This window comes from Novosphingobium sp. (assembly GCF_032093395.1).
GTDB lineage: Bacteria > Pseudomonadota > Alphaproteobacteria > Sphingomonadales > Sphingomonadaceae > Novosphingobium.
Window position 1 is genome coordinate 1 of the sequence record NZ_DAMDBA010000065.1, and the last position, 20,112, is coordinate 20,112.

Consider the following 20,112-nt stretch of genomic DNA (forward strand, 5'->3'; position numbering starts at 1 on the left):
CCTCGCGAGCAAGGCGCGGCTCGGCCAGCGGTCCCGGATCAAGTCCGGGACGACGGACTCATCGCCCCGGCGCTTGGCTGGGGCGTGACCTGATCTTGGCGTCGTGACAGCCTTCCGCTCGCAAGAGGGAGGAAGAGCCATGGCTACCGCAACATTTGACCTCACCGGCGGTGTTCCCGAGGATCGCGAATTCGTCGTGGCCGAAAAACCCGACGACGGCCTGCGCGATGCCGTGAACGTCTGGATCGAGGAAGAGAACGGCCTTTTCGCCATGCGGATCGGGGTCGAGGCGGTCGGCAATGCCTGGGATCGGCACGAGTTCTGGCTCGACGTGGCTTTCGCCGACGGCCGCGTGCTCTCGAAGCGCGGCGATGGCGAGACGCATTCGCCCTATGGCGAGGATGGGCGGGCAACGGTGCGGGGCACCGGGCCCGTGCGTTTCGAATGTATCGAGCCGTTTCGGCGCTGGCTCGTCAGCTACAAGGGGCAGGCGGCCGAGACTTCGACACAGCAGCTGATCGAGGATCCCGACTTCGCGGAGACGCGCTGGACCGACCTGGACATCGCGGTCGAGATGGACATGGCGGCGCCACCCTGGGTGCCCGGTTCGCTCCTGCCCGAAGCGGCCGAGGCGCTGGGCGGTGAGCAGGGCAGTTTCATGAGCCCGCGCTACGAACAGCTCTTCCGGTGCAGCGGAACGCTCTGCGTGGATGGCGAGGTGCGGCGCTTCAAGGCCAACGGGTTGCGCATCCGCCGCACGGGCTTTCGCGCTTTCGCGGGGTTCTGGGGACATTGCTGGCAATCGGCGGTCTTCCCCGACGGTCGTGCCTTCGGCCTGAACATCTATCCCCCGCGCGAGGATGGCGGGCCGAACTATGCCGAGGGCTGGATCATCGACCGCGACGGCCTGCGGGTTCCCGCGCGTCCGGTCCAGGTGCCGTGGCTGCGGCGCTTCGTCACCGGCGGAGAGGACGTTTCGCTGGTACTGGAAACGATCGACGGCCGCCGCGTGGCGATAGCGGGCACCACTTTCGTCAATGTCCGCTCGTGCGGCGGCTTCGCCAAGCCGGTGGACTGGCCGGAGGACTTCCCGCTCGTGCAGCAGAGCCACGCCTTCTACACCTGGGACGGCCAGCGCACGACCGGCATGATCGAGCGCTCCAGCAAGCCGAGCGTGATGGAGGTTTAGGCGAGATCCGCCGCCTTGTCCTTGCGTTAAACTTCTCACCGTCATGCTGAACTCGTTTCAGCATCCATCGTGCAGGCCACAGCAGGTCTATCCGGCGAGATGGATGCTGAAACGAGTTCAGCATGACGGGGTGGTTGGTCGGTAGGATGTCGTAGCCCCGGACAGTCAGCCGCCCGCTCCATCAAGCCGCCATCGCCGCAGCCGGTTTGCTCAGCAGGGCCAGCAGCGAAATGCGGTTGAAGAACCACATCCGTTGCAGTTCAAGCCCGCTGTATTTCCGCAGGGTATTGGCGAAAGTGTAGGGGCTGTACCAGACGTTGTGGTCGGGGTGGACGCCCTCCAGGAATGTCTCGGTCTCCGCCACGTAATCGAAGTGGCGTGCCCGGCACTGGAAGGCGTCGGGCACGGAAATGAGGTAGAGGTTCGCGTCCACGGCTTCGATCTGGCGCAGGAACCCGGCGACGTCCGGGACATGTTCCATGACTTCTGGAACGAGCACGACATCGTAGCTGCCGGTCACTTGCGCGAAGTCCGTGAAAAGCCGACCGTTCACGAACGGCCGCAGCTGGTCGAGCGCTTCTCCGTGAGGATCGAGGCCGTCGAGTTCGGCGCAATGCGCTTCCAGGCGGACATGAAGGGAGGTGCGCGGATCGGTGATCGGCCAGTCCGCGCAGCCGACATGGAGCACCCGCTGGCCGGAGAGCAGGCTGGCGAATACTTCCATCCGGCCCAGCGAGGCCAGTTCCGATCCTACCGGCACGCGCTGGAGGAAATAGGGCGCGTGAATGCGTTCGAGCGCCGATAATGCAGGCTCTGCAACCGGCTGGTCGTTTGCGGAAGGCGCAGGTTGGGGCTGGGGCGGTCCGGCGGCCATTTTCGGCTTCGGCGCCTCGGCCACCGCACCGATGCTGCCGACATCGGCCTTGTGAATGTCCTCGTAGGTCCGCAGCGTCGATCCCCAGAGCTGATGCGCGTAGACCGGATCGCTGCCGCCATAGGCTACGCCGGTGAAGTGGCGCGGGATGAACATGTGGCTCGGATATATCCGCAGAGGGGTATAGGCGAACTTGCGATAGCAGTCCGTCAGGCGCTGGGGCCCCACGGTTTTCCATGCCATGTCACCGATCACCGAAGGGCTGGCGGCTATGTCTTCTACGATCTGCCGCACGAAAGGATTGCCCGCCGTGCAGCCGAAATAGCCCGCCGCGATGAGGCCGGGCCGGGCTATCTCGCTTTCCCAGCAGGCGAAAGCCTCGCAATCGAGCAGGGCGTCGTCGAGCGGGCGCAGGCAGATGGAATCGGCATCGAAGACCAGCCCGCCGTGTTCGAGCAGGATCTCCCACCGCATCATATCGGCCACGCCGTTGAGTTCACGCGGGGCCATCTGCGCCATGTGGCCGGCGTTGATCCAGTCGCGCCCTGAAAGTTCGGCATTGCCCCAGAGCCGGAAGTCCCAATCGGGATGAGCGTCTCGCCAGGTGCGGATGCAGTTGTCTGGACGCAGGGTTTCGTCACCCACCCAGATGAAATGAAAGCGCTTTGGAATCATCGCGGCGGTTCCCGGCGGAGGAAGGACTTCCTTCCCGAGAGGTAAAGCGGCGCGGTGTATCAACTCCGAAGGCTGTATAAGGGCCTGCCCGTAGAAACGGATTTTCCGGGAATGTGCCTGCTCACGGGTCAAAAATGGGCCTGCGCACGGGGGTAACGCGGCAGGCCCATCCCCCCACCGGAGAACGTGAAACTGATCAGCCGGAGCGGCACGCAAGTGCGGACTGGTGCCGCTCCGGGCGGGTGACCTCTGGGGGTATAGAGGTCAGTCCCGCGGGATGATCCAGCGGATCATCCCCAGGTAACTGCCGGTGGCCGGCTGGCCGTCGGCATTGGTGGCCGGCTCGAACCGGGCACGCCTGCTGACGTACTTGCAGGTGGCCTCGTCAAGGCCGGTAAAGCCGCTCGACGTGACGATAGAGCACTGGCTGACGCGGCCGCGTGCATCGATCTCGAGCCTGAAACGCACGCTGCCCTGGTGTTCGGCGCGCAAGTCGGCGGTGGGATAGTCCTGTGTCGTGACCCAGCCGGACGCCGCATTGCGCGGCAGGGCGCCCTTGGGCTGGAAGCGAGCCGGCGTTTCGGTCGGCGTCGGCAAGGCGATGGCGACCCGTTCCGCAGGCTCAAACGCGGTGGGCATTGCGGTGGGGGGTGTGGTCGAAACCTGTACTGGCTCGGCCACCTTAACCGGGATACGCGCAACGGGTGCTGTCAGCAGAGGCTCATCCTGTACCCTTTCCGGCTGGGCCAGTGGTTCGGGAGGTGGCGGCACGGGAAGCGGTTCGAGCCTGATCTGGGTGGCTTCCGGACGCTTCGGCGGATCGCTTTTGAGCAGGGTGACGGCGAACCCGTTGACCAGGGCCAGAACAAGACCGCCCTGCAACAAGGCTACAATACTACCGGTCAGGGCCTTTTTATTGTTGTTGGCCCAAGCATTACTATCGGAATGTCGATCGACGTAGGACATCGGCAATCCTCTCCATGGGTGTTCCGCGTTCTTGCGACGCCGTAACTTGCAATTCATCGCAAGTCCGGAACACTTCATGGCTTCGAAGCTATCACGTTTCGATACAAATCAAACAAGAATATACTAACCGTGACAAGTAATTAACGGCGCGCCAAGCCTCTGGCGAGGCTCGTGCGTCCGGTCATCCTCATCGCATAGCGGCCAGGGCCTTCTGGCGACGGCGTTGCACCGAGCTGCCCAGTCCGATCGCCTCGCGATATTTCGCCACCGTGCGCCGGGCGAGTTCGAAGCCCTTGCCCTTCAGCAGGTCCACCAAGGCATCGTCCGACAGGATCGCCTTCGGATTCTCGGCATCGATGAACTGGCGGATGGCGGCCTTCACCGCCTCGGCCGAGGCGCCCTCGCCATCCGCGGCGGCCACGCCCGAGGAAAAGAAGAACTTCAGCTCGTAAGTGCCGCGCGGACAGTTCAGGTACTTGTTGGAAGTCACACGGCTAACGGTCGATTCGTGCATGCCGATGGCCTCGGCCACGGTGCGCAGGGTCAGCGGGCGGAGCTGCGAGATGCCCTGCCTGAAGAAACCGTCCTGCTGCTTCACCAGTTCGCTGGCGACCTTGAGAATGGTTTTCTGCCGCTGGTCCAGCGCCTTTATCAGCCAGTTGGCATCGGCCAGCTTTTCCGAAAGCCAGGCCCGCGAGCCCTTGTCGGCGCAATTGCCCCGCAGCTCGACATAGTAGCTGCGATTGACGATCAGGCGCGGCAAGCTGGCCTGGTTGATCGCCACGTTCCAGCCTCCCGTTCCGCCCCGTTCGGGATGGGCAGTGACAAGGATATCCGGCGTGACCGCAGAGCCCGCCTCTCCGCCGAAGCGTAGGCCGGGCTTGGGATCGTAGCCGCGCAGTTCGGCCAGCATGTCGGCAAAATCCTCGTCGTCCACACCGCAAATCCGCTTCAGACGGGCGAGGTCGCCGCGCGCCAGCAGGTCGAGGTTGTCGATCAGCCGCGCCATCCAGGGGGCGTGGCGATCCGCCTCGCGCGCCTGAAGGGCGATGCATTCGGACAGGGTCCGTGCGCCGACCCCGGTGGGGTCGAGCGATTGCACCGCCTTCAATGCGGCCTCGGCCTCGGCGATGTCCACGCCCAGATCCTCGACGACGTCGGCCAGAGTGACCGGCAGATAGCCGGCCTCGTCGAGGAGGCCGATGAGATAGCGCGCTATCCCCGCCACCAGCGGGTCGCCGGTAGCCGTGCCGACCTGGCTTTCGAGGTGCTCGATCAGCGTGATTTCGTTCCGGGCGCGCTCCTCGATGCCGGGAAGGTCCTCGCCCGATGCTGCCCCCGGCCCTGACCGCAGGTCGGCGGACCATTCGCCGGTGTCGCGATCGCGGTCCAGCGCGGCGGTGTCGATATCCAGAGGCCGGTCGTCCTCGCCCCGGCCTTCACCGATAAGGCGATCGACGGCGGATCCTTCGAGGCTGGTGCGTCGGGCCTCGTCCGGGACATCCACCGTCTCGGAGACTGGCGGCATGGGCTCGCCGCCCACGTCCAGCAGGGGGTTGGCCTCCAGCGATTCGCCGATGAAAGTCTCGATCTCGAGGTTGGACAGCGCCAGCAGTTTGATCGCCTGCTGGAGTTGCGGCGTCATGACCAAAGACTGGCTTAGAGACTGTCTTGGCCTGAGATCCAGCCGGGGTCCGACGGCCACGGCCTAGCGGCCCTTCAGGCAAGCGCCTTTCGACAGGCATGAGCCTGCCGCGAGGGTCACAGCGTAAAGCCTTCGCCGAGATAGAGGCGACGCACGTTTTCATCCGCGACGAGCGCTTCCGGGCTGCCGGCGAACAGCACCTGACCGCCGTAGATGATGCAGGCGCGGTCCACGATGTCCAGCGTTTCGCGCACGTTGTGGTCGGTGATCAGCACGCCGATGCCGCGCGTCTTGAGATCCTTCACCAGATCGCGGATGTCGGAGATGGACAGCGGGTCGATGCCGGCGAAAGGTTCGTCCAGCAGCATGATCGAGGGCTTGGCGGCCAGGGCGCGGGCGATTTCGCAGCGGCGGCGTTCACCGCCGGACAGGGCCATGGCAGGGCTGGAGCGCAGGCGGGTAAGGCCGAATTCTTCGAGCAGGCGTTCCAGTTCGCTGGCGCGCACGTTCTTGTCCGGCTCGTTGAGTTCGAGCACGGCGCTGATGTTCTGTTCCACCGTAAGGCCGCGGAAGATCGAGGTTTCCTGCGGCAGGTATCCCAGGCCCAGAATGGCGCGGCGATACATCGGCAGACGAGTGACATCCACGCCGTCCATCAGGATGCGGCCGGAATCGGGGCGGACGAGACCCATGATCGAATAGAAGCAGGTGGTCTTGCCTGCGCCGTTCGGCCCGAGCAGGCCGAGAACTTCCCCCTTGGCGACCGAAAGCGAAATGTCGGTAAGGACGGCGCGCTTGTCGTAGCTCTTGGCGATCGAGATCACCTCAAGCCCGCCGGCTTCTGCGACGGTAGGGACGTGATGGGGCGGCGCGCTGATGGCCGGTTCCATCTGATCCGGCTGCTGGGGAAGGTCGGTGGTTCCGGTCATGTTCAGAGCGGTTTACGCACCACGGGGTTTCTCGGCAAGTCGGCAAATCGACGGATATGGCGCCGATTGGCAGGTTTCCTGCATGGTCCGGCGCATTTGCGGGCACTTCTGCCGGCTGGGATGCAACAGGCAAGATTGTTGCCCGTTATCAGCCCAACTTGAAATCTCCGCGCGCAAGTGGTCTATTGATTACAAGATAGATCGAGGTCGCACACAAGCACGGGACAGCGAGGATGAACAGGATCGGCAAACGGGACGCAGCACCAAATCCCCGGATTTTCGAGGCTAGAGGTGCCGGAATGTCGTTGCCCGGCGCTTTGCCGGATAAGCCGGTCGCACCCGAAGGCGGCTCCATTCACGAATGGGTAAAGGCCGATTGGCGCCGCAAGATGAGCGACAACATCGCTTACGCGCTGCTGGTCTATACCGCGCTGCAGATTTTCGTCACCGTGGGCGCGCTCAAGGCCCATGGCGAATCGCTGCTGCCTTACCTAGCGCTGGTGATCCTGGTGGTGGCGATCATCCCCGCCTGCCGCCGTTTCGAGGCGCGCTGGAACCGCCTCGACGACGAGCAGGCCCACGACCCCGCGCTTGGCCGCTACTATCGTCGTGACCGTCTGCTGCTGTGGCTGCTGGCGATCGGATTGCCTTTCGCGATCACCGGCCTGTTCAAGGGGCTGTCGCTGCTGACGACGTGAGAGTTTGAAAATTCGCCTCAGGGGCATTTAGATGTGGCACCGGCCAGAACACGCGAGGTTTGCGCTTCGCCTGTTCGGGGTTTAGGGCTGCGCTCCCCACGACCGGCATCGCGCCGGTCTTGTGGGTAAGTGGAGACCCAAACAGATGCTCAGCCCCCAGGAAGCGCTCGATCGCGCCCAGGATCTTGTCGACCGCGCCCGCAAGGCCGGGGCGGATGCCGCCGATGCGGTGTTCGGGGCCAGCTCGTCCGAAGGCATCCAGGTCCGTCTGGGCAAACTGGAGGATGTGGAGCGTTCCGAAAGCGAGCATATTTCCCTGCGGGTCTTTTTGGGCAAGCGCTCGGCCAGCATCGGCTCCTCCGATCTTTCCCCTCAGGCGCTGGACGAACTGGCGGCTCGTGCCATCGCAATGGCGGGCGCGGCTCCGGAGGATGCCTTCGCCGGACTGGCTCCTGATGAGATGTTGACGCGCGGCCCCTGGGCCGAGCTTGACTTGCTCGATCCGGCCGAACCCAGCCCTCAGGAACTGCGCGCGGCAGCACAGGAAGCGGAAGATGCCGCGCGCGCAGTGGCCGGCATCACCAATTCGGACGGTGCCACCGCCAGCGCCGGAACAGGCGTCTTCGCACTCTGCACCAGCCATGGCTTCGCGGGGGCATATGGATCGACCAGCCATTCGATCAGCGTCTCGATCGTGGCGGGCGATGGCGCCGCCAAACAGCGCGACTATGCCTGGCGCTCGGCCCACCACCGTTCGGACCTGCCGCCTCCGGCCGAGATCGGAACGCTGGCCGGCCGACGCGCGGTGGCCCGGCTGGAACCCGGCCGCATGGCGAGCGGGCCGATGCCGGTGGTCTTCGATCCCCGCGTGGGCGGCTCGCTGATCGGTCATCTCACCGGCGCGATCTCGGGCAGCGCCATTGCACGGCGCTCCAGCTTCCTGCTCGACAAGCTGGAAGAGCAGATCTTCGCGCCGGGAATCGTGCTGGTTGAAGAACCGCACACGCCGCGCGGGCTGCGCTCGCGCCCCTTCGACGGCGAGGGCCTGGCCACGCGCCCCCGCCATCTCGTCGAGGACGGCCGCGTTACCGGCTGGCTGCTGGACAGCGCCTCGGCCCGGCAGCTGGGCCTTGCGCCGACCGGCCATGCCGCGCGCGGCGGCGGCGGCGCGCCGGGAGTTTCGGTGGGCAATCTCCATCTTCAGCCGGGCGCGGTCACGCCGGCCGAACTGATGGCCGACATCGAGGACGGCGTCTATATCACCGAACTGATCGGTAGCGGCGTCAACGGCGTTACCGGCGATTACAGCCGGGGCGCTTCCGGCTTCCGCATCGTCGGCGGCGAGATTGCCGGGCCGATCGCGGAGTTCACGGTCGCCGGAAACCTGCTCGCCATGTTCGCGAGCCTGACTGCCGCGAACGATCTGGAATGGCACCGCGCGATCAACGTTCCGACTTTGCGGATCGATGGGATGACCATCGCCGGAGAGTGATGCCGGCCGGCGGGCAGCGCCAGATGCCGTAGAGGCTTCAGAGCGGGGCGAACTCGAAGATGCCGCTGTCCATCTTCAGCGCCAGAAACAGGTGCCCGTCGCGCAGGGTGTAGCTCGCCACGTCGGGAAGGCGGGCGGCGAGCATCTGGCCGATGTCCGGCTGGGGGCAGAGCGCACGGGTGGAGGCGATCGGGCCGATCGTGAGCGTTCCGCCCGTGCTTGCGCCCCCCGTGGTTCCAGCATCGCCGGGCGCAACCGTGTACGATCCCCGGCCGCGATTGCAGTCGAGTTGCAGGGCAAGAGCGCCGTCGGCGCCGAATTCCAGGGTGTAGTCGCGGCCTTCGTCGGGCCTGGTCGTGCCCTGGGCATCGTCGGATGACTGGAAGGCGACGAGCTTCCACGATGTTCCGGCCAGAGCGACGGGTGGCGATGGCGCTGTGGCGGCGGGCGGTGCGGCCTTGTCGGTCGTGCATCCGCCCAGCGAGGCGAAGCTTGCCGTGAGCGCGACGGCACCCAGGAGTGGGGCAGCGAAGGAGAAGGATGTGCGCATTGGGTAACTCCGATGCTTCGGCATGTCGCCGGGTTTACGGCCTGGTTGGAGCTGCGTGTCCTTGCGAGGCTAGCGGAAAACGCGCGAGAAATCGCTCTTTTTTCAGCCAGCAAGACGAGTCGGCTCCTGAAGAGGCGAGCATTTCCGGATCTACGATGGGACGAGGGCAGTCCTGGTCCTGGTAGTCCCGTCGCTCCCGCCCCGGACGACAGCTGCGGGGCGGGCCATCCCACTTCCGCAGCGACAGTGCAGGGCGAAGCGTCAGTGCCGGAGCGGGATCTGCTTCAGGGGCGGGTGGCCGTCACCGGGAATTTGCCGAACGGGCCGTTGGTGTTTTCACCGCTGAGTTTGCCGTCCCGCACCGTGACGTCGTAGCTTACCGTTATCGGCATCGGCATCGACGCCTTCCCCTGGAACTTCGCACGACCATCCTTCACGCCGCCTGCCACGTCCACCGTGCCCTGGTCGGCACTGATGCGACCCGTCACGACGTTGCCCGCGACCTTGAGTTCCATCACCGCCTTCTGAGGGCCGACCGGGGTCTGGATGACCAGGTTCCACTTGCCTGCGAAGTCCTGCGGCTTGGCGTTGCTGGCCTGTGCCGCCTTGGCCTTGTCCAGCAGCGCTTTCTGCTCGGCGGGCGCGGCCTGGGCTCTTGCGCGCAAGTAGAAGCGCATGGTTTCCAGTTCCTCGTCGGTGAAGGCGGGGAAGGGTGGCATGCCGTTCATCTTCAGCGCGCCATCCTTCACCACCTGCCGGAACGTGGCGGCATCGGTGATCATTGGGGAATAGCGCAAGTCCGGCGCCGCGCCGCCGCCGATCGCGTTCCAGCCATGGCAGACCAGGCAGGCGCGAGTGCCGAACAACATGGCTCCTGCCTGTGCACGGGCAAGATCGGGCTTGAAATCGGGATCGGCGGGAGGGACCAGTTCGGGAAGCTGGAACGGCGGGATCACGTCCTTGCCGTCCAGCGCAAAGGTCAGGACGCGGCGGGGCAGGCGATAGTCGGTGCGGAACGCGGCATTGCCGGGCGAATTGATCCCTGCGCCATTGCCGCCCGAGCCGGTGATGACGGTGACATACTGTCGTCCGTTCGCGCGATAGGTGATCGGCGCGCCGACGATCGGGCTTTCGGTCTTGAACGACCACAGCTGCTTGCCGGTCATGGCGTCGCGCGCCACGAAGCGGCCGTCGATCTGGCCCTGGAACACCAGTCCGCCGGCGCTGGCCATCACCCCGCCCGGCCAGTTGCCCGGCAGTTCGACTTCCCAGGCGAGTGATTGCGTGACTGGGTTCCAGGCGCGCAGGAAGCTTCTGTGGCTGCCGGGCAGCTCGACTTCCGGAATCAGAGTCACGCCCATCCCGGCCGCGATTTCGCCGCCGCCTTCCTGGCCTTCGCCGATGAGCGCGCCTTGCTCGATCACCGGGATGTAGACCAGTCCGGTCAGCGGGCTATAGGCCTGCGGCATCCAGGAATGGGCCCCGGTAGGTCCGGGCCAGAGTTCGAACAGCCCCGGCTTGCCCGCATAACGGATGCCGGGGTTCTCCACCGGACGCCCGGTCTTCCTGTCGATGCGATCCGCCCAGGTCACCTTGGCGATCTTCTCGGCCGAGATGAACTGGCCGGTCGCCCGGTCAAGCACGTAGAAGAACCCGTTCTTCGGCGCCTGCATCAGCACCTTGTGGTCCTTGCCGTCGATCTTGAGCGTGGCCAGCGTCATGTCGGTGGTGGCGGTGCAGTCCCACTGCTCGCCGGGGCAGACCTGATAGTGCCACTTGTAGGCCCCGGTGTTCGCATCCACCGCCACGATCGAGGCGAGGAACAGGTTGTCTCCGCCGCCGGGGCTGCGCTTCGCCTGATTGTAGGGAAAGCCGTTGCCGATGCCGAGGTAGACGAGGCCCAGTTCGCCATCGTAGCTGAAGGCGTTCCAGGCCGTGCCGCCGCCGCCGCGACGGGAGCCGTCGGGATTGGTCCAGCCGCTTGGCCAGGTCTTGCGCATCAGCGCCTCGGCCTTTTCGTTGCCGGGGGCAACGGTATCACCGGGCGTCGTGTAGAAGCGCCAGGCGAGCTTTCCGGTCTTGGCGTCATAGGCCGAGACGAAACCGCGTGCCGGGCTGATGTCCCCGCCGCCGAAGCCGACGATCACCTTGCCGCCGAACACGCGCGGGGCGCCGTTGGAATTGCGCGGAGCATCATCGGGATAGTCGAAAGTCTTCCAGGCTTCCTTGCCGGTCCTGGCGTCGAGCGAGATCACGTAGCCATCGGTGGTGACAAGGAAGACATGGCCCGAATCGTAGGCAATCCCCTTGTTGCCCCACGACATGTTGAGCGCCGAGGTAGCCCGTTCGCGGGTACCGCCGTCGTACTCCCAGACCTGTTTGCCGGTCACCGCGTCCAGCGCGCGGATATGCGAGTGGCCCGAGGTGAGGAACACTTTACCTTCGGCCATCAGCGGCGTGCTGGCGGTATAGCCGGGGTCGAGATCGAAGTGCCATGCCAGCTTGAGCTGGTCGACGTTGCCGGTGTCGATCGCGTCGAGTGGGGAATAGTGTGTTTCGCTGCCGGTGCGGCCCCAGCCTGGCCATTCGTCGGGATCGGCCACCATGGCCTGCTCGATCGGCTGGGCGGGGCGATCGCAGGCGGCGGCGGCAAGCGAGAGGAGCAGGGCGAGAATAGGCCGCAAGGCGGCCGTGCTGGAACGTGCGATCACGACATCTTCCCCGATCCGGTCTTCTGTTCTGTGAGATCGGGCTATCAGCCTCGGGCGGGCTTGGAAAGAGATGCTATCCTATGTGTATCATATCTTCCGAGCCATCGCCGGAGCGAACGAAAAACCCCGGCGTCCTCCACGGACGCCGGGGTTTTTCGTGGGGAGCAGGCCGAGGCGCAAACGCTCCCGCGCCGCCGGTCGGTTAGGCCCGCTCAGTTTTGGCCGGCACCCATCGGGATGGGCGTGCCCTGCTTCAGGTAGACCCGGTTGTCCTCGATGCGATCGACATTGGCGAAGGCGATATAGTGATGCGCGCCGTCCGAGCTGTCGGAGCGGGTGAGCTTGAGCTGGTCGTCCTTGACCTCGTCGATCGTGCCGACGTGCTTGCCGGTGTGATCGGTGACTTCCATGTGCTCACGAATGCGGAGTTTCTCGAACATGGGGGGCTCCTTTTGCGGGGATGGTGATGCCTTTCCAACCCCCGGCCAGCCTGCTTCGTTCCGTCACTGATCGCTTTGGGAACACGGCTGGTGGAAGCCTCAGGGTTCGGCGCCGAGTCCGAAGGTGGCATCGCCGCGCGGCGAAAGCAGGATCCGGTCGCCGTCCACCCCGTCGATCTCCGACACGGCCACGAAAGAAGCGCCTTCGCCTTCGAGGATGACTTCCTGCCCGTCGACATGATCCACCACGCCGATCACTCCGCCATCGGCTGCGATCACGGTCATGCCCTTTTTGACGACCCCGGATTCGGTGGGCCAGGAGGTCTGGGCGGAATCGAATGCGGAAGGCGAGGCCATGGCGGGATCCTTTCGGAAGGCGGGATATCGAGGGAAAAACCCCCTGGAATCGGCGCGGTTCCACGATTCGCGCTTTTTCGGTGGCCCACAAGCCCTTGGGTTCCTATAATGGTCAAGGCCCAAGATATGGCAATTATACTTGTGCAAACATTGTCCAACCCGCTCCAAAACCGATCCTTTTTGGGTATCGTGGCGGGCATCGGCTCCGGCTTCGTCCGGCGCCCCAAGATCATGCGTCGGGACTGGCGCGGACGGCCTGAATCAGCCTTTCGACCTGAATCAGCCTTCCGAATCGTCCGGCGCTCCATGCGAATCGAACCCCCGGAGTTGTCCGCCCATGTCCCTTCTCGAAGCCCGCAAGACCTACAAGCCCTTCGAATATCCCTGGGCCTACGACTTCTGGAAGACGCAGCAGCAGATCCACTGGCTGCCCGAGGAAGTGCCGCTGGGCGAGGATTGCCGCGATTGGGCGCAGAACATCTCGGAGCATGAGCGCAACCTGCTCACCCAGATCTTCCGCTTCTTCACCCAGGCCGACGTGGAAGTGCAGGACTGCTACCACGAGAAGTACGCCCGCGTCTTCAAGCCTACCGAGATCAAGATGATGCTCGCCGCCTTCTCCAACATGGAGACGGTGCACATCGCCGCCTATTCGCACCTGCTCGACACCATCGGCATGCCCGAGAGCGAATATGGCATGTTCCTTGAATACGAGGAACTGAAGGCCAAGCACGATTACCTCCAGAAGTTCGGCGTCGACAACGACGAGGACATCGCGCGTACCTTGGCCATGTTCGGCGGCTTCACCGAAGGCGTGCAGCTGTTCGCCAGCTTCGCGATGCTGATGAACTTCCCGCGCTTCAACAAGATGAAGGGCATGGGACAGATCGTCTCCTGGTCGGTGCGCGACGAATCTCTGCACTGCGAAGGGATCACCCGCCTGTTCCACGCCTTCGTGCAGGAGCGCGGCTGCCTGACCAAGGCGGTGAAGGACGACATTGCCGACCAGTGCCAGACCACGGTCCGCCTGGAAGATGCCTTCATCGACCTCGCCTTCGAGATGGGCCCGGTCCCCGGCATGACCGCCAAGGACATCAAGAAGTACATTCGCTACATCGCCGACTGGCGCATGAACCAGCTCGGCCTCAACCCGATCTACCTGATCGAGGATCACCCGCTGCCCTGGCTTCAGCCGCTGCTCAACGGCGTGGAGCACGCCAACTTCTTCGAGACGCGCGCCACCGAATATTCGAAGGGTGCGACGCGCGGCAACTGGAACGACGTGTGGTCGAACTTCGATTCGCGCCGCAAGGTGAAGGCGAACGACGAACCTCTCGTGGAGGAAGGCTCCGAGCCCGATATGTTCGGCGCGACGGAAGCGGCCGAGTAAGCAATAGCTTTGCAAGATCGAAAAAGGGCCGGGGAGCAATGCTTCCCGGCCCTTTTTTCGTCAGCACCAGCTGCCGCGACGCCCTTGCCATTGCTCGGCCAGACCCTCGTCGACCAATGTCGTGCCGAGGCTGTGGCCGCCGCGGGTGACGATGCGCAGGGTGCGGCCGTAGCGATCCCTGTCGCGGCCGTCCCCGCCGGGCTGGAGCGAAAAGGGGCCTTCGTTCAGCAGCGCGATCAGCCGCTCGGTGGCCTGTGCGCCCAACCGGGCTTCGTCCCGACATTCGGGTTTGCTGGTTTCGGGGGTATTGATGTCGGCCATGCGGATTTTGGTGCCGCGATACCAAAAGGTGTCGCCATCGACGACGCAGGTCTTGCGGACCGGGCCCGAGCAGCGCGCGAAGCGGGCGCTTTCGGCATCCGGCGCAGCGGGAAACAGGCCGCCGCCCGGCACGCCGGTCTTGAGGCCATGCCAGTAATAGAGCGCCGCGATCAGGACGAGGGGGAGCAGGATCCAGATCGGCAAGGAAAACGCGCGCCGACGGTAGGGGTTAGGCATGGGGAGAGAGCGATCCTCAGGTTCCGTATTCCCGAGCCTCTGGCGTGTCGAATTCTCCCCGGCAAGTGCGAATCAGCCGGTCCAGTTCGTGGTGGTGGAAGGCGCGGACCAGTCTGAAGCCCAGAGTTCCGTTGCCGCTCCAGCGCACCCGCCCCTCGAAGGGGTCGGCACCTTCGGGAGCGACCACAAGAACTTCGCCATTTTCGATCGGTTCGGGGAACATGTCGGCGGGCATGACGCAGCCGATCCGGCAGCCTTCCTGCGAAATCTCGACCAGGAGGCCGGATCCCACTCGCCGCACACCGCGCAGAATCGCCACTTCCCGGCGGACGGCATAGCGCTGGTGCGCGCGTATTCTCAGCATGTTCACAGGCAAATGGCCCCCCGGCTATCTTCCGCTATGGCCTATCGCATACCGATCTTATCAATCGGTTACCGCTGGGCGTTCACTGGCGGGATACGCCCCGCTCAGATCCACCAAGTCGTGGGGTTGGGCATGGGTTCGTGCTTCTGGGCCGCCAGCAGGCTCATCACGCTGCGCACGATTACCAGCACGGCCACGGCCAGGAGCACCAGGACGCCGATCACCACGATCATCAGCATTATGCCCAGGATCGTGCCGAGCAGGCCGATCCAGAAGGTCTGGATCTGATACTGGTAGTGCGATTCCTCCCAGCCGCCCTTCGCCTCGCCCCGCCAGACGTAGGCCAGCACCACGCCGACGATTGCCGTCACCCCGGTGAAACAGGATGCGAAATAGAGCAGACTGATGATGGTCGGATGATTGAACTCGAAACCGGGCGTCGTGCCGGGATTCGTGTTCGGGCCGCTCGAGGTCGGGCCGCTCGAGGTAGGGCTGTTCGTCTTAGGCCCATTCGTCTGGGGATGCTCCAGGTCGTCCATGGCTTTCTCCATGCTGTTCCCGGACCGGGATGCTGCCCGGTTTATGACAATGGTGCAAGCATTGGATTAAGCGGCATTCCCCGGACCGCCGGTTCGGCAGTCGAGGAGAACGGCGGGGAAAGGACGCGCCAGACTCAAGGTCCGGCGCGAGGACTACCTGAGGCTAGGTTCAGGCCGCCTGCTGGTCGGCCGGGCCGCCCTTGAGCACGAAGCGGCGATCGCAGTAGCCGCAATCGACATAGCCCTTCTCGTCGATCTCCAGCCACACGCGCGGGTGGCCGAGGGCGGCGGGCTTGTAATTGCCCGTGGCGCGGATGTCGGAAGCCCCGTCGCAGGAAACGCGGTGGGAATCGGTGAAGACGGTTTCAGGCTGCGTGCTCATGGATCGGCCGATTACCAAGCCTTCGCGGCAATTTCCAGACGGCAAATGCTTTCCCGGCGCGCAAGGGTGCGCGCCGGGGGCAATCGCGGTTTCGCCTCAGGCCGGAACGGCGAGGGTACCGGCCTCGGCCAGGGCATCGGCAAGCGCCTTTTCGCGGACTTCCGGACCGATAGCGATACCTTCGGCCAGGACGAAGACGGGATCGGTGATGCCCACGAAGCCGAGCACGGCGCGCAGATAGCTTTCGGCATGTTCGACGGCGGCGGCCGGCTGGCCCTCGCCATAGTAGCCGCCGCGCGAAAGGGCGACGTAGACCTTCTTGTCGCCGGCCAGGCCCTGCGGACCTTCGGCGGTGTAGCGGAAGGTCTTGCCGGCCACGAGCACGCGGTCGAGCCAGGCCTTGAGCTGGCTGGGGATGGTGAAGTTGTACATGCCCGCGCCGATCACGATGACGTCGGCGGCCAGGAATTCCGCCAGCTCCGCCGTGCCGTCAGGATTGCCGAGCACGTCGAGCGTGAGATGCGGCAGGGCTTCGGCGGCGAGGTCGTGGTAGGTGACGTCGAGCGAAGGGTCTGCCTTGGTCAGGGTTTCGACGATGGCGGCCGAAACGGCGCGGCTCACCGAGTTTTCGCCAAGGATGCTGGAATCGAGATGGAGAAGCTTCATGGGAGAGAACCTCAAAAAGTAGTCCGGAACAGGGTCTAGGTTTGAAAATGTGACTGCCCCTAGCTATGTTGCACCGCGACAATCGCCAAGAGCGCATTTTTTCAGGACCAGGTAACATGGACGTGACCACCCAGGAGCCGCCGCAAGCCCCAGTGCTCGATGCGCTCGATGCGCCCGATGTCGTGCATTCGGCAGGCGCCTGCCGCGTCATCGGCGACATTCTCAGCCGCGTGGGGGACAAGTGGTCGATGCTGGTGGTCATGACCCTGCTGGAGGGCGACCTGCACTTCAACGAGCTGAAGCGCGCGATCGGCGGGATCTCGCAGCAGATGCTGTCGCGGACGTTGCGCGCGCTGGAACGGGACGGGCTGATCGTCCGCACCGTGCATCCCAGCGTGCCGGTACGGGTGGAATATGCTCTCAGCGGACTGGGGCACTCGCTCTCACGGCCGGTGAAGGAACTGGGCGCCTGGGCCTTCGCCAACCGCCCCGCCATCGAGGCGAGCCGCTCGGTATTCGACGATCGCGAGGATGCCGGGAAGGCCTGAAAACCCGCCGGGGAAAGGGCGCAGACAAGACCCGACTGCCTGACGGCCCCCGAACGCGCTCTTTACTGGCGCGCCGTCCTGCCCCACATGCGGGCCATGACCAGCTCGAATTCCGCCGCCATCTCGATCCGCGACCTCAAGAAGCGTTACGCCCCCGCCGGAAGCGGCGAGGGCAAGCTGGCGCTCAAGGGGGTTTCCTTCGATGTCCCGGAAGGCGGCATCTTCGGCTTGCTGGGCCCGAACGGCGCGGGCAAGTCCACGCTGATCAACATCATGGCCGGGCTGGTCCGCAAGACTTCGGGTTCGATCGACATCTGGGGCTTCGACATCGATCGCAACCAGCGCAATGCCAAGCGTTCGATCGGCATCGTCCCGCAGGAGATCGTGTTCGATCCGTTCTTCACGCCGTTCGAGGTGCTGGAAAACCAGGCGGGCCTCTATGGCATCGTCAAGACGCTGCGCCGCTCGGAAGACCTGCTGCGCGCCGTCCACCTGTCGGATAAGCGGGACGCCTATGCCCGCACGCTCTCGGGGGGCATGAAGCGCCGCCTGCTGATCGCCAAGGCGCTGGTCCACCAGCCGCCGGTGCTCGTGCTCGACGAACCGACCGCGGGCGTGGACGTGGAACTGCGCCGTCAGCTGTGGGAACTCGTTTCCGAGCTGAACCGCGAAGGCGCGACGATCGTGCTGACCACGCACTACCTGGAGGAAGCGGAGGAACTCTGCGACCGCATCGCCATCATCAACCATGGCGAACTGATCGCCAACAAGCCCACGCGCGAACTGGTGGGCATGGCGCGCGAGAAGATCCTCGTCCTCACGCTCGACCGTGACGTCACCGCGCTGCCCAGCCACCCCGGTTTCCTCAAGTGCGAGAAGGCCGGCGAGCGCGAGCTTCGGATCACCTACGACAAGGACCGCAGCAACGCGGGCGAGATCCTTTCGGCGGTCCAGGCCCAGGGCTTCGCGATCGTGGACGTCACCACGCGCGAGGCGGATCTGGAGGACGTGTTCGTCAGCCTGACGAGTTCCGTGGCGGCGTGAGCTATCTCTATCTGGCCGTGGCCATCGTGGCGGAGGTTATCGCCACATCCTTCCTGAAGCAGTCGGAAGGGTTCACGCGGGGCCTGCCGACGGCGATCATGGCGGTGGGTTACGGGATCGCCTTCTACTGCCTCTCGCTGGCTTTGCGCGGCATACCTACCGGTGTCGCCTATGCGATCTGGTCGGGTGTGGGAATCGTGCTGATCGCCGGGATCGCATGGATATTCCAGGGGCAGAAGCTGGACCTGCCCGCCATGATAGGCATCGCTCTGATCATGGCGGGTGTCATCGTCCTGAACCTCTTTTCGCAGTCCTCCGCGCACTGACGCAGGCGGCCTGCGCGCATCGTCAACGCTGCACTGCAACATGATTGCCGCGCGTAGAGGCTTGCGAAGCTAATTATTGCGTCCCGGCGACAGTCCCGGCATGGAGCCGGCATGGCTACGCAGATCGATCCGAACAGCACGCAAGAGGTTCCCTGCCACGACGTGATCGTCGTCGGCTCCGGTGCGGCGGGGCTTACCGCCGCGCTGGCACTGGCGGAAAAGCTGAAGGTTCTGGTCCTTGCCAAAGGCGGGCTGACCGGCGGCTCCACGGCCTGGGCGCAGGGGGGCATCGCAGCGGTGCTTGATGCGGGCGATACGTTCGAGGAACATATCTCCGACACCATGATCGCCGGAGCAGGCCTCAACCGCCGCGATACCGTGGAATTCGTGATCGAGCGGGCGCCTCACGCGATCGAGCGGCTGGTCGAACTGGGCGTTCCCTTCAATACCGAGGGTAGCGAGCTGCACCTCACCCGCGAGGGCGGCCATTCGCACCGCCGCATCGTCCATGTGGCGGACGCCACCGGCTGGGCGGTGCAGAGCGCGCTGCTCAAGGCGGCGGAGGATCACCCCAACATCACCCTGCTGCCGGGGCAGTCGTGCATTGATCTCATCACGGGGCGGCACGAATTGCGCTACTCGGGCTCGGGCCGGGTCTGGGGCGTCTACGCGCTGGACGAAAAGACCGGCCGGGTGGCGGCGCATACCGCCCGCGCGACGATCCTGGCAACCGGCGGCGCGGGCCGCGTCTACCAGTTCTCCACCGCGCCGCGCGGCGCCACGGGCGACGGCATCGCCATGGCCTGGCGGGCGGGGGCGCGCGTGTCCAACATGGAGATGATGCAGTTCCACCCGACCTGCCTCTACAACCTTGAGGTCAAGAACTTCCTCATCACCGAGGCCGTGCGCGGCGAGGGCGGGCGGCTGCTCCATCCGGTCACCGGCCACCGCTTCATGCCCGATTACGACGCGCGCGCCGAACTGGCCCCGCGCGACGTGGTCGCCCGCGCCATCGACGACCAGATCAAGCGCTACGGGCTCGATTACGTCCACCTCGACATCAGTCACCAGCCCGAGGAATTCATCCGCGAGCACTTCCCCAACATCTACGAGAAGCTGCTGGGCCTTGGCATCGACATGACCAAAGAGCCGATCCCGGTCGTGCCCGCGCAGCATTACACCTGCGGCGGCGTGCTCATTGATCTCGACGGCAAGACCGACCTGCCGGGCCTCTATGCGGCGGGGGAATGCACCGAGAGCGGGCTCCACGGCGCCAATCGCCTGGCGTCCAACTCGCTGCTCGAATGCTTCGTGTTCGGCGAATCCTGCGCGGCCCATATCCTCGACCACTGGGACGCCTTCGATGCGCCGCCGCCGGTCCGCGCCTGGGACGAGAGCCGGGTGATCGATTCCGACGAGGAAGTCGTCATCAAGCAGAACTGGACCGAGATTCGCCGTTTCATGTGGAACTACGTGGGCATCGTGCGCACCACCAAGCGCCTGGAACGCGCCATGCACCGCATCCAGATGCTCAATGGCGAAGTGGAGGAATACTACCGCCACTTCCGCGTCTCGACCGACCTGATCGAGCTTCGCAACCTGCTCCAGACCGCCGAACTGATCGTCCGTTCGGCGCTGCACCGTCATGAGAGCCGGGGGCTCCACTTCACGCTGGACTACCGCGAGACGGAAGCGGAACCGCACGATACCGTGCTGGTGCCTTGAGGGGGCCGCACTAAGCGGCCACCGCACCCCGTTATCCTGAACCA

The 20,112-nt window shown here is 64.9% G+C and carries 21 protein-coding genes; 8 read left to right on the plus strand and 13 right to left on the minus strand.

Annotated features, from left to right (window positions below; all coding sequences use genetic code 11):
- Positions 1–139 precede the first annotated feature (139 nt).
- Positions 140–1,189: a hypothetical protein gene (locus RT424_RS18205; RefSeq protein ID WP_313441095.1), complete on the plus strand. Its 1,050-nt coding sequence runs from the start codon at positions 140–142 to the stop codon at positions 1,187–1,189.
- Positions 1,190–1,370: 181 nt separating this feature from the next.
- Here RT424_RS18205 and RT424_RS18210 read toward each other — a convergent pair whose 3' ends face one another.
- The 4 genes from RT424_RS18210 to lptB all read right to left on the minus strand — a co-directional run bounded on the left by RT424_RS18210 (position 1,371) and on the right by lptB (position 6,278).
- Positions 1,371–2,708: a glycosyltransferase gene (locus RT424_RS18210; protein ID WP_313441096.1), complete on the minus strand. Its 1,338-nt coding sequence runs from the start codon at positions 2,706–2,708 to the stop codon at positions 1,371–1,373.
- 294 nt (positions 2,709–3,002) lie between these two features.
- Positions 3,003–3,704 carry a TonB family protein gene (locus RT424_RS18215; protein WP_313441097.1) on the minus strand — a complete coding sequence of 234 codons (702 nt, stop codon included), beginning with the start codon at positions 3,702–3,704 and terminating at the stop codon, positions 3,003–3,005.
- Positions 3,705–3,891: 187 nt separating this feature from the next.
- Complete coding sequence (gene rpoN, locus RT424_RS18220) at positions 3,892–5,409, minus strand: RNA polymerase factor sigma-54 (RefSeq protein WP_313441099.1); 1,518 nt, start codon at positions 5,407–5,409, stop codon at positions 3,892–3,894.
- Between the two features lie 56 nt (positions 5,410–5,465).
- Positions 5,466–6,278 carry an LPS export ABC transporter ATP-binding protein gene (gene lptB, locus RT424_RS18225; protein ID WP_409521536.1) on the minus strand — a complete coding sequence of 271 codons (813 nt, stop codon included), beginning with the start codon at positions 6,276–6,278 and terminating at the stop codon, positions 5,466–5,468.
- Between the two features lie 299 nt (positions 6,279–6,577).
- On the opposite strand from lptB, the gene RT424_RS18230 reads away from it, so the two are divergent.
- Positions 6,578–6,976 carry a hypothetical protein gene (locus RT424_RS18230; protein WP_313441101.1) on the plus strand — a complete coding sequence of 133 codons (399 nt, stop codon included), beginning with the start codon at positions 6,578–6,580 and terminating at the stop codon, positions 6,974–6,976.
- 145 nt (positions 6,977–7,121) lie between these two features.
- Positions 7,122–8,468 (plus strand): TldD/PmbA family protein, encoded by a 1,347-nt coding sequence (locus tag RT424_RS18235; RefSeq protein WP_313441103.1) that lies wholly within the window; start codon positions 7,122–7,124, stop codon positions 8,466–8,468.
- Between the two features lie 37 nt (positions 8,469–8,505).
- Here the strand turns inward: RT424_RS18235 and RT424_RS18240 are convergent, their stop codons facing one another.
- From RT424_RS18240 to RT424_RS18255, 4 genes are all read right to left on the minus strand, one after another.
- Positions 8,506–9,018 (minus strand): META domain-containing protein, encoded by a 513-nt coding sequence (locus RT424_RS18240; RefSeq protein WP_313441105.1) that lies wholly within the window; start codon positions 9,016–9,018, stop codon positions 8,506–8,508.
- Positions 9,019–9,302: 284 nt separating this feature from the next.
- Positions 9,303–11,729, minus strand: a complete 2,427-nt coding sequence (locus RT424_RS18245) for a PQQ-binding-like beta-propeller repeat protein (RefSeq protein WP_313441107.1) — start codon at positions 11,727–11,729, stop codon at positions 9,303–9,305.
- A gap of 212 nt (positions 11,730–11,941) precedes the next feature.
- Positions 11,942–12,169, minus strand: a complete 228-nt coding sequence (locus tag RT424_RS18250; protein WP_313441109.1) for a DUF2171 domain-containing protein — start codon at positions 12,167–12,169, stop codon at positions 11,942–11,944.
- Positions 12,170–12,268: 99 nt separating this feature from the next.
- Positions 12,269–12,526 (minus strand): DUF2171 domain-containing protein, encoded by a 258-nt coding sequence (locus RT424_RS18255; protein WP_313441111.1) that lies wholly within the window; start codon positions 12,524–12,526, stop codon positions 12,269–12,271.
- Between the two features lie 337 nt (positions 12,527–12,863).
- Here RT424_RS18255 and RT424_RS18260 point away from each other — a divergent pair, with 337 nt between their 5' ends.
- Positions 12,864–13,916 carry a ribonucleotide-diphosphate reductase subunit beta gene (locus tag RT424_RS18260; protein ID WP_313441113.1) on the plus strand — a complete coding sequence of 351 codons (1,053 nt, stop codon included), beginning with the start codon at positions 12,864–12,866 and terminating at the stop codon, positions 13,914–13,916.
- 60 nt (positions 13,917–13,976) lie between these two features.
- Here RT424_RS18260 and RT424_RS18265 read toward each other — a convergent pair whose 3' ends face one another.
- From RT424_RS18265 to RT424_RS18285, 5 genes are all read right to left on the minus strand, one after another.
- Positions 13,977–14,441 carry a thermonuclease family protein gene (locus RT424_RS18265; protein ID WP_313441115.1) on the minus strand — a complete coding sequence of 155 codons (465 nt, stop codon included), beginning with the start codon at positions 14,439–14,441 and terminating at the stop codon, positions 13,977–13,979.
- A gap of 49 nt (positions 14,442–14,490) precedes the next feature.
- The gene (locus tag RT424_RS18270) at positions 14,491–14,838 is read right to left on the minus strand and encodes a PilZ domain-containing protein (protein WP_313441117.1); all 348 of its coding nucleotides are present in this window, start codon (positions 14,836–14,838) and stop codon (positions 14,491–14,493) included.
- A 104-nt stretch (positions 14,839–14,942) separates the two neighbouring features.
- Positions 14,943–15,377 carry a hypothetical protein gene (locus tag RT424_RS18275; protein WP_313441119.1) on the minus strand — a complete coding sequence of 145 codons (435 nt, stop codon included), beginning with the start codon at positions 15,375–15,377 and terminating at the stop codon, positions 14,943–14,945.
- A gap of 169 nt (positions 15,378–15,546) precedes the next feature.
- Positions 15,547–15,759 (minus strand): zinc-finger domain-containing protein, encoded by a 213-nt coding sequence (locus tag RT424_RS18280; RefSeq protein WP_313441121.1) that lies wholly within the window; start codon positions 15,757–15,759, stop codon positions 15,547–15,549.
- Between the two features lie 96 nt (positions 15,760–15,855).
- A complete protein-coding gene (locus RT424_RS18285) occupies positions 15,856–16,425 on the minus strand; it encodes an FMN-dependent NADH-azoreductase (protein WP_313441123.1) in 570 nt (189 codons plus the stop codon).
- 116 nt (positions 16,426–16,541) lie between these two features.
- On the opposite strand from RT424_RS18285, the gene RT424_RS18290 reads away from it, so the two are divergent.
- The 4 genes from RT424_RS18290 (at position 16,542) to nadB (ending at position 20,068) form a co-directional block, all read left to right on the plus strand.
- Positions 16,542–16,973 (plus strand): helix-turn-helix domain-containing protein, encoded by a 432-nt coding sequence (locus RT424_RS18290; protein WP_313441125.1) that lies wholly within the window; start codon positions 16,542–16,544, stop codon positions 16,971–16,973.
- A gap of 96 nt (positions 16,974–17,069) precedes the next feature.
- Positions 17,070–18,017 carry an ABC transporter ATP-binding protein gene (locus RT424_RS18295; protein ID WP_313441127.1) on the plus strand — a complete coding sequence of 316 codons (948 nt, stop codon included), beginning with the start codon at positions 17,070–17,072 and terminating at the stop codon, positions 18,015–18,017.
- Positions 18,014–18,343, plus strand: coding sequence for a multidrug efflux SMR transporter (locus tag RT424_RS18300; RefSeq protein ID WP_313441129.1), 330 nt, complete (start codon positions 18,014–18,016; stop codon positions 18,341–18,343). Before RT424_RS18295 ends, RT424_RS18300 begins: the two co-directional genes overlap by 4 nt.
- 111 nt (positions 18,344–18,454) lie before the next feature.
- A complete protein-coding gene (gene nadB / locus RT424_RS18305) occupies positions 18,455–20,068 on the plus strand; it encodes an L-aspartate oxidase (protein WP_313441131.1) in 1,614 nt (537 codons plus the stop codon).
- Positions 20,069–20,112: the final 44 nt, after the last annotated feature.

Bases quoted from the DNA above. Each gene is read 5' to 3' on its own strand.
- RT424_RS18285 (WP_313441123.1), bottom strand. From the start codon at position 16,425: ATGAAGCTTCTCCATCTCGATTCCAGCATCCTTGGCGAAAACTCGGTG.
- RT424_RS18215 (WP_313441097.1), bottom strand. From the start codon at position 3,704: ATGTCCTACGTCGATCGACATTCCGATAGTAATGCTTGGGCCAACAAC.
- nadB (WP_313441131.1), top strand. From the start codon at position 18,455: ATGGCTACGCAGATCGATCCGAACAGCACGCAAGAGGTTCCCTGCCAC.
- RT424_RS18295 (WP_313441127.1), top strand. From the start codon at position 17,070: ATGACCAGCTCGAATTCCGCCGCCATCTCGATCCGCGACCTCAAGAAG.
- lptB (WP_409521536.1), bottom strand. From the start codon at position 6,278: ATGACCGGAACCACCGACCTTCCCCAGCAGCCGGATCAGATGGAACCG.
- RT424_RS18230 (WP_313441101.1), top strand. From the start codon at position 6,578: ATGTCGTTGCCCGGCGCTTTGCCGGATAAGCCGGTCGCACCCGAAGGC.
- RT424_RS18235 (WP_313441103.1), top strand. From the start codon at position 7,122: ATGCTCAGCCCCCAGGAAGCGCTCGATCGCGCCCAGGATCTTGTCGAC.
- RT424_RS18255 (WP_313441111.1), bottom strand. From the start codon at position 12,526: ATGGCCTCGCCTTCCGCATTCGATTCCGCCCAGACCTCCTGGCCCACC.
- RT424_RS18275 (WP_313441119.1), bottom strand. From the start codon at position 15,377: ATGGACGACCTGGAGCATCCCCAGACGAATGGGCCTAAGACGAACAGC.
- RT424_RS18250 (WP_313441109.1), bottom strand. From the start codon at position 12,169: ATGTTCGAGAAACTCCGCATTCGTGAGCACATGGAAGTCACCGATCAC.
- RT424_RS18205 (WP_313441095.1), top strand. From the start codon at position 140: ATGGCTACCGCAACATTTGACCTCACCGGCGGTGTTCCCGAGGATCGC.
- RT424_RS18260 (WP_313441113.1), top strand. From the start codon at position 12,864: ATGTCCCTTCTCGAAGCCCGCAAGACCTACAAGCCCTTCGAATATCCC.
- RT424_RS18280 (WP_313441121.1), bottom strand. From the start codon at position 15,759: ATGAGCACGCAGCCTGAAACCGTCTTCACCGATTCCCACCGCGTTTCC.
- RT424_RS18240 (WP_313441105.1), bottom strand. From the start codon at position 9,018: ATGCGCACATCCTTCTCCTTCGCTGCCCCACTCCTGGGTGCCGTCGCG.
- RT424_RS18290 (WP_313441125.1), top strand. From the start codon at position 16,542: ATGGACGTGACCACCCAGGAGCCGCCGCAAGCCCCAGTGCTCGATGCG.
- RT424_RS18270 (WP_313441117.1), bottom strand. From the start codon at position 14,838: ATGCTGAGAATACGCGCGCACCAGCGCTATGCCGTCCGCCGGGAAGTG.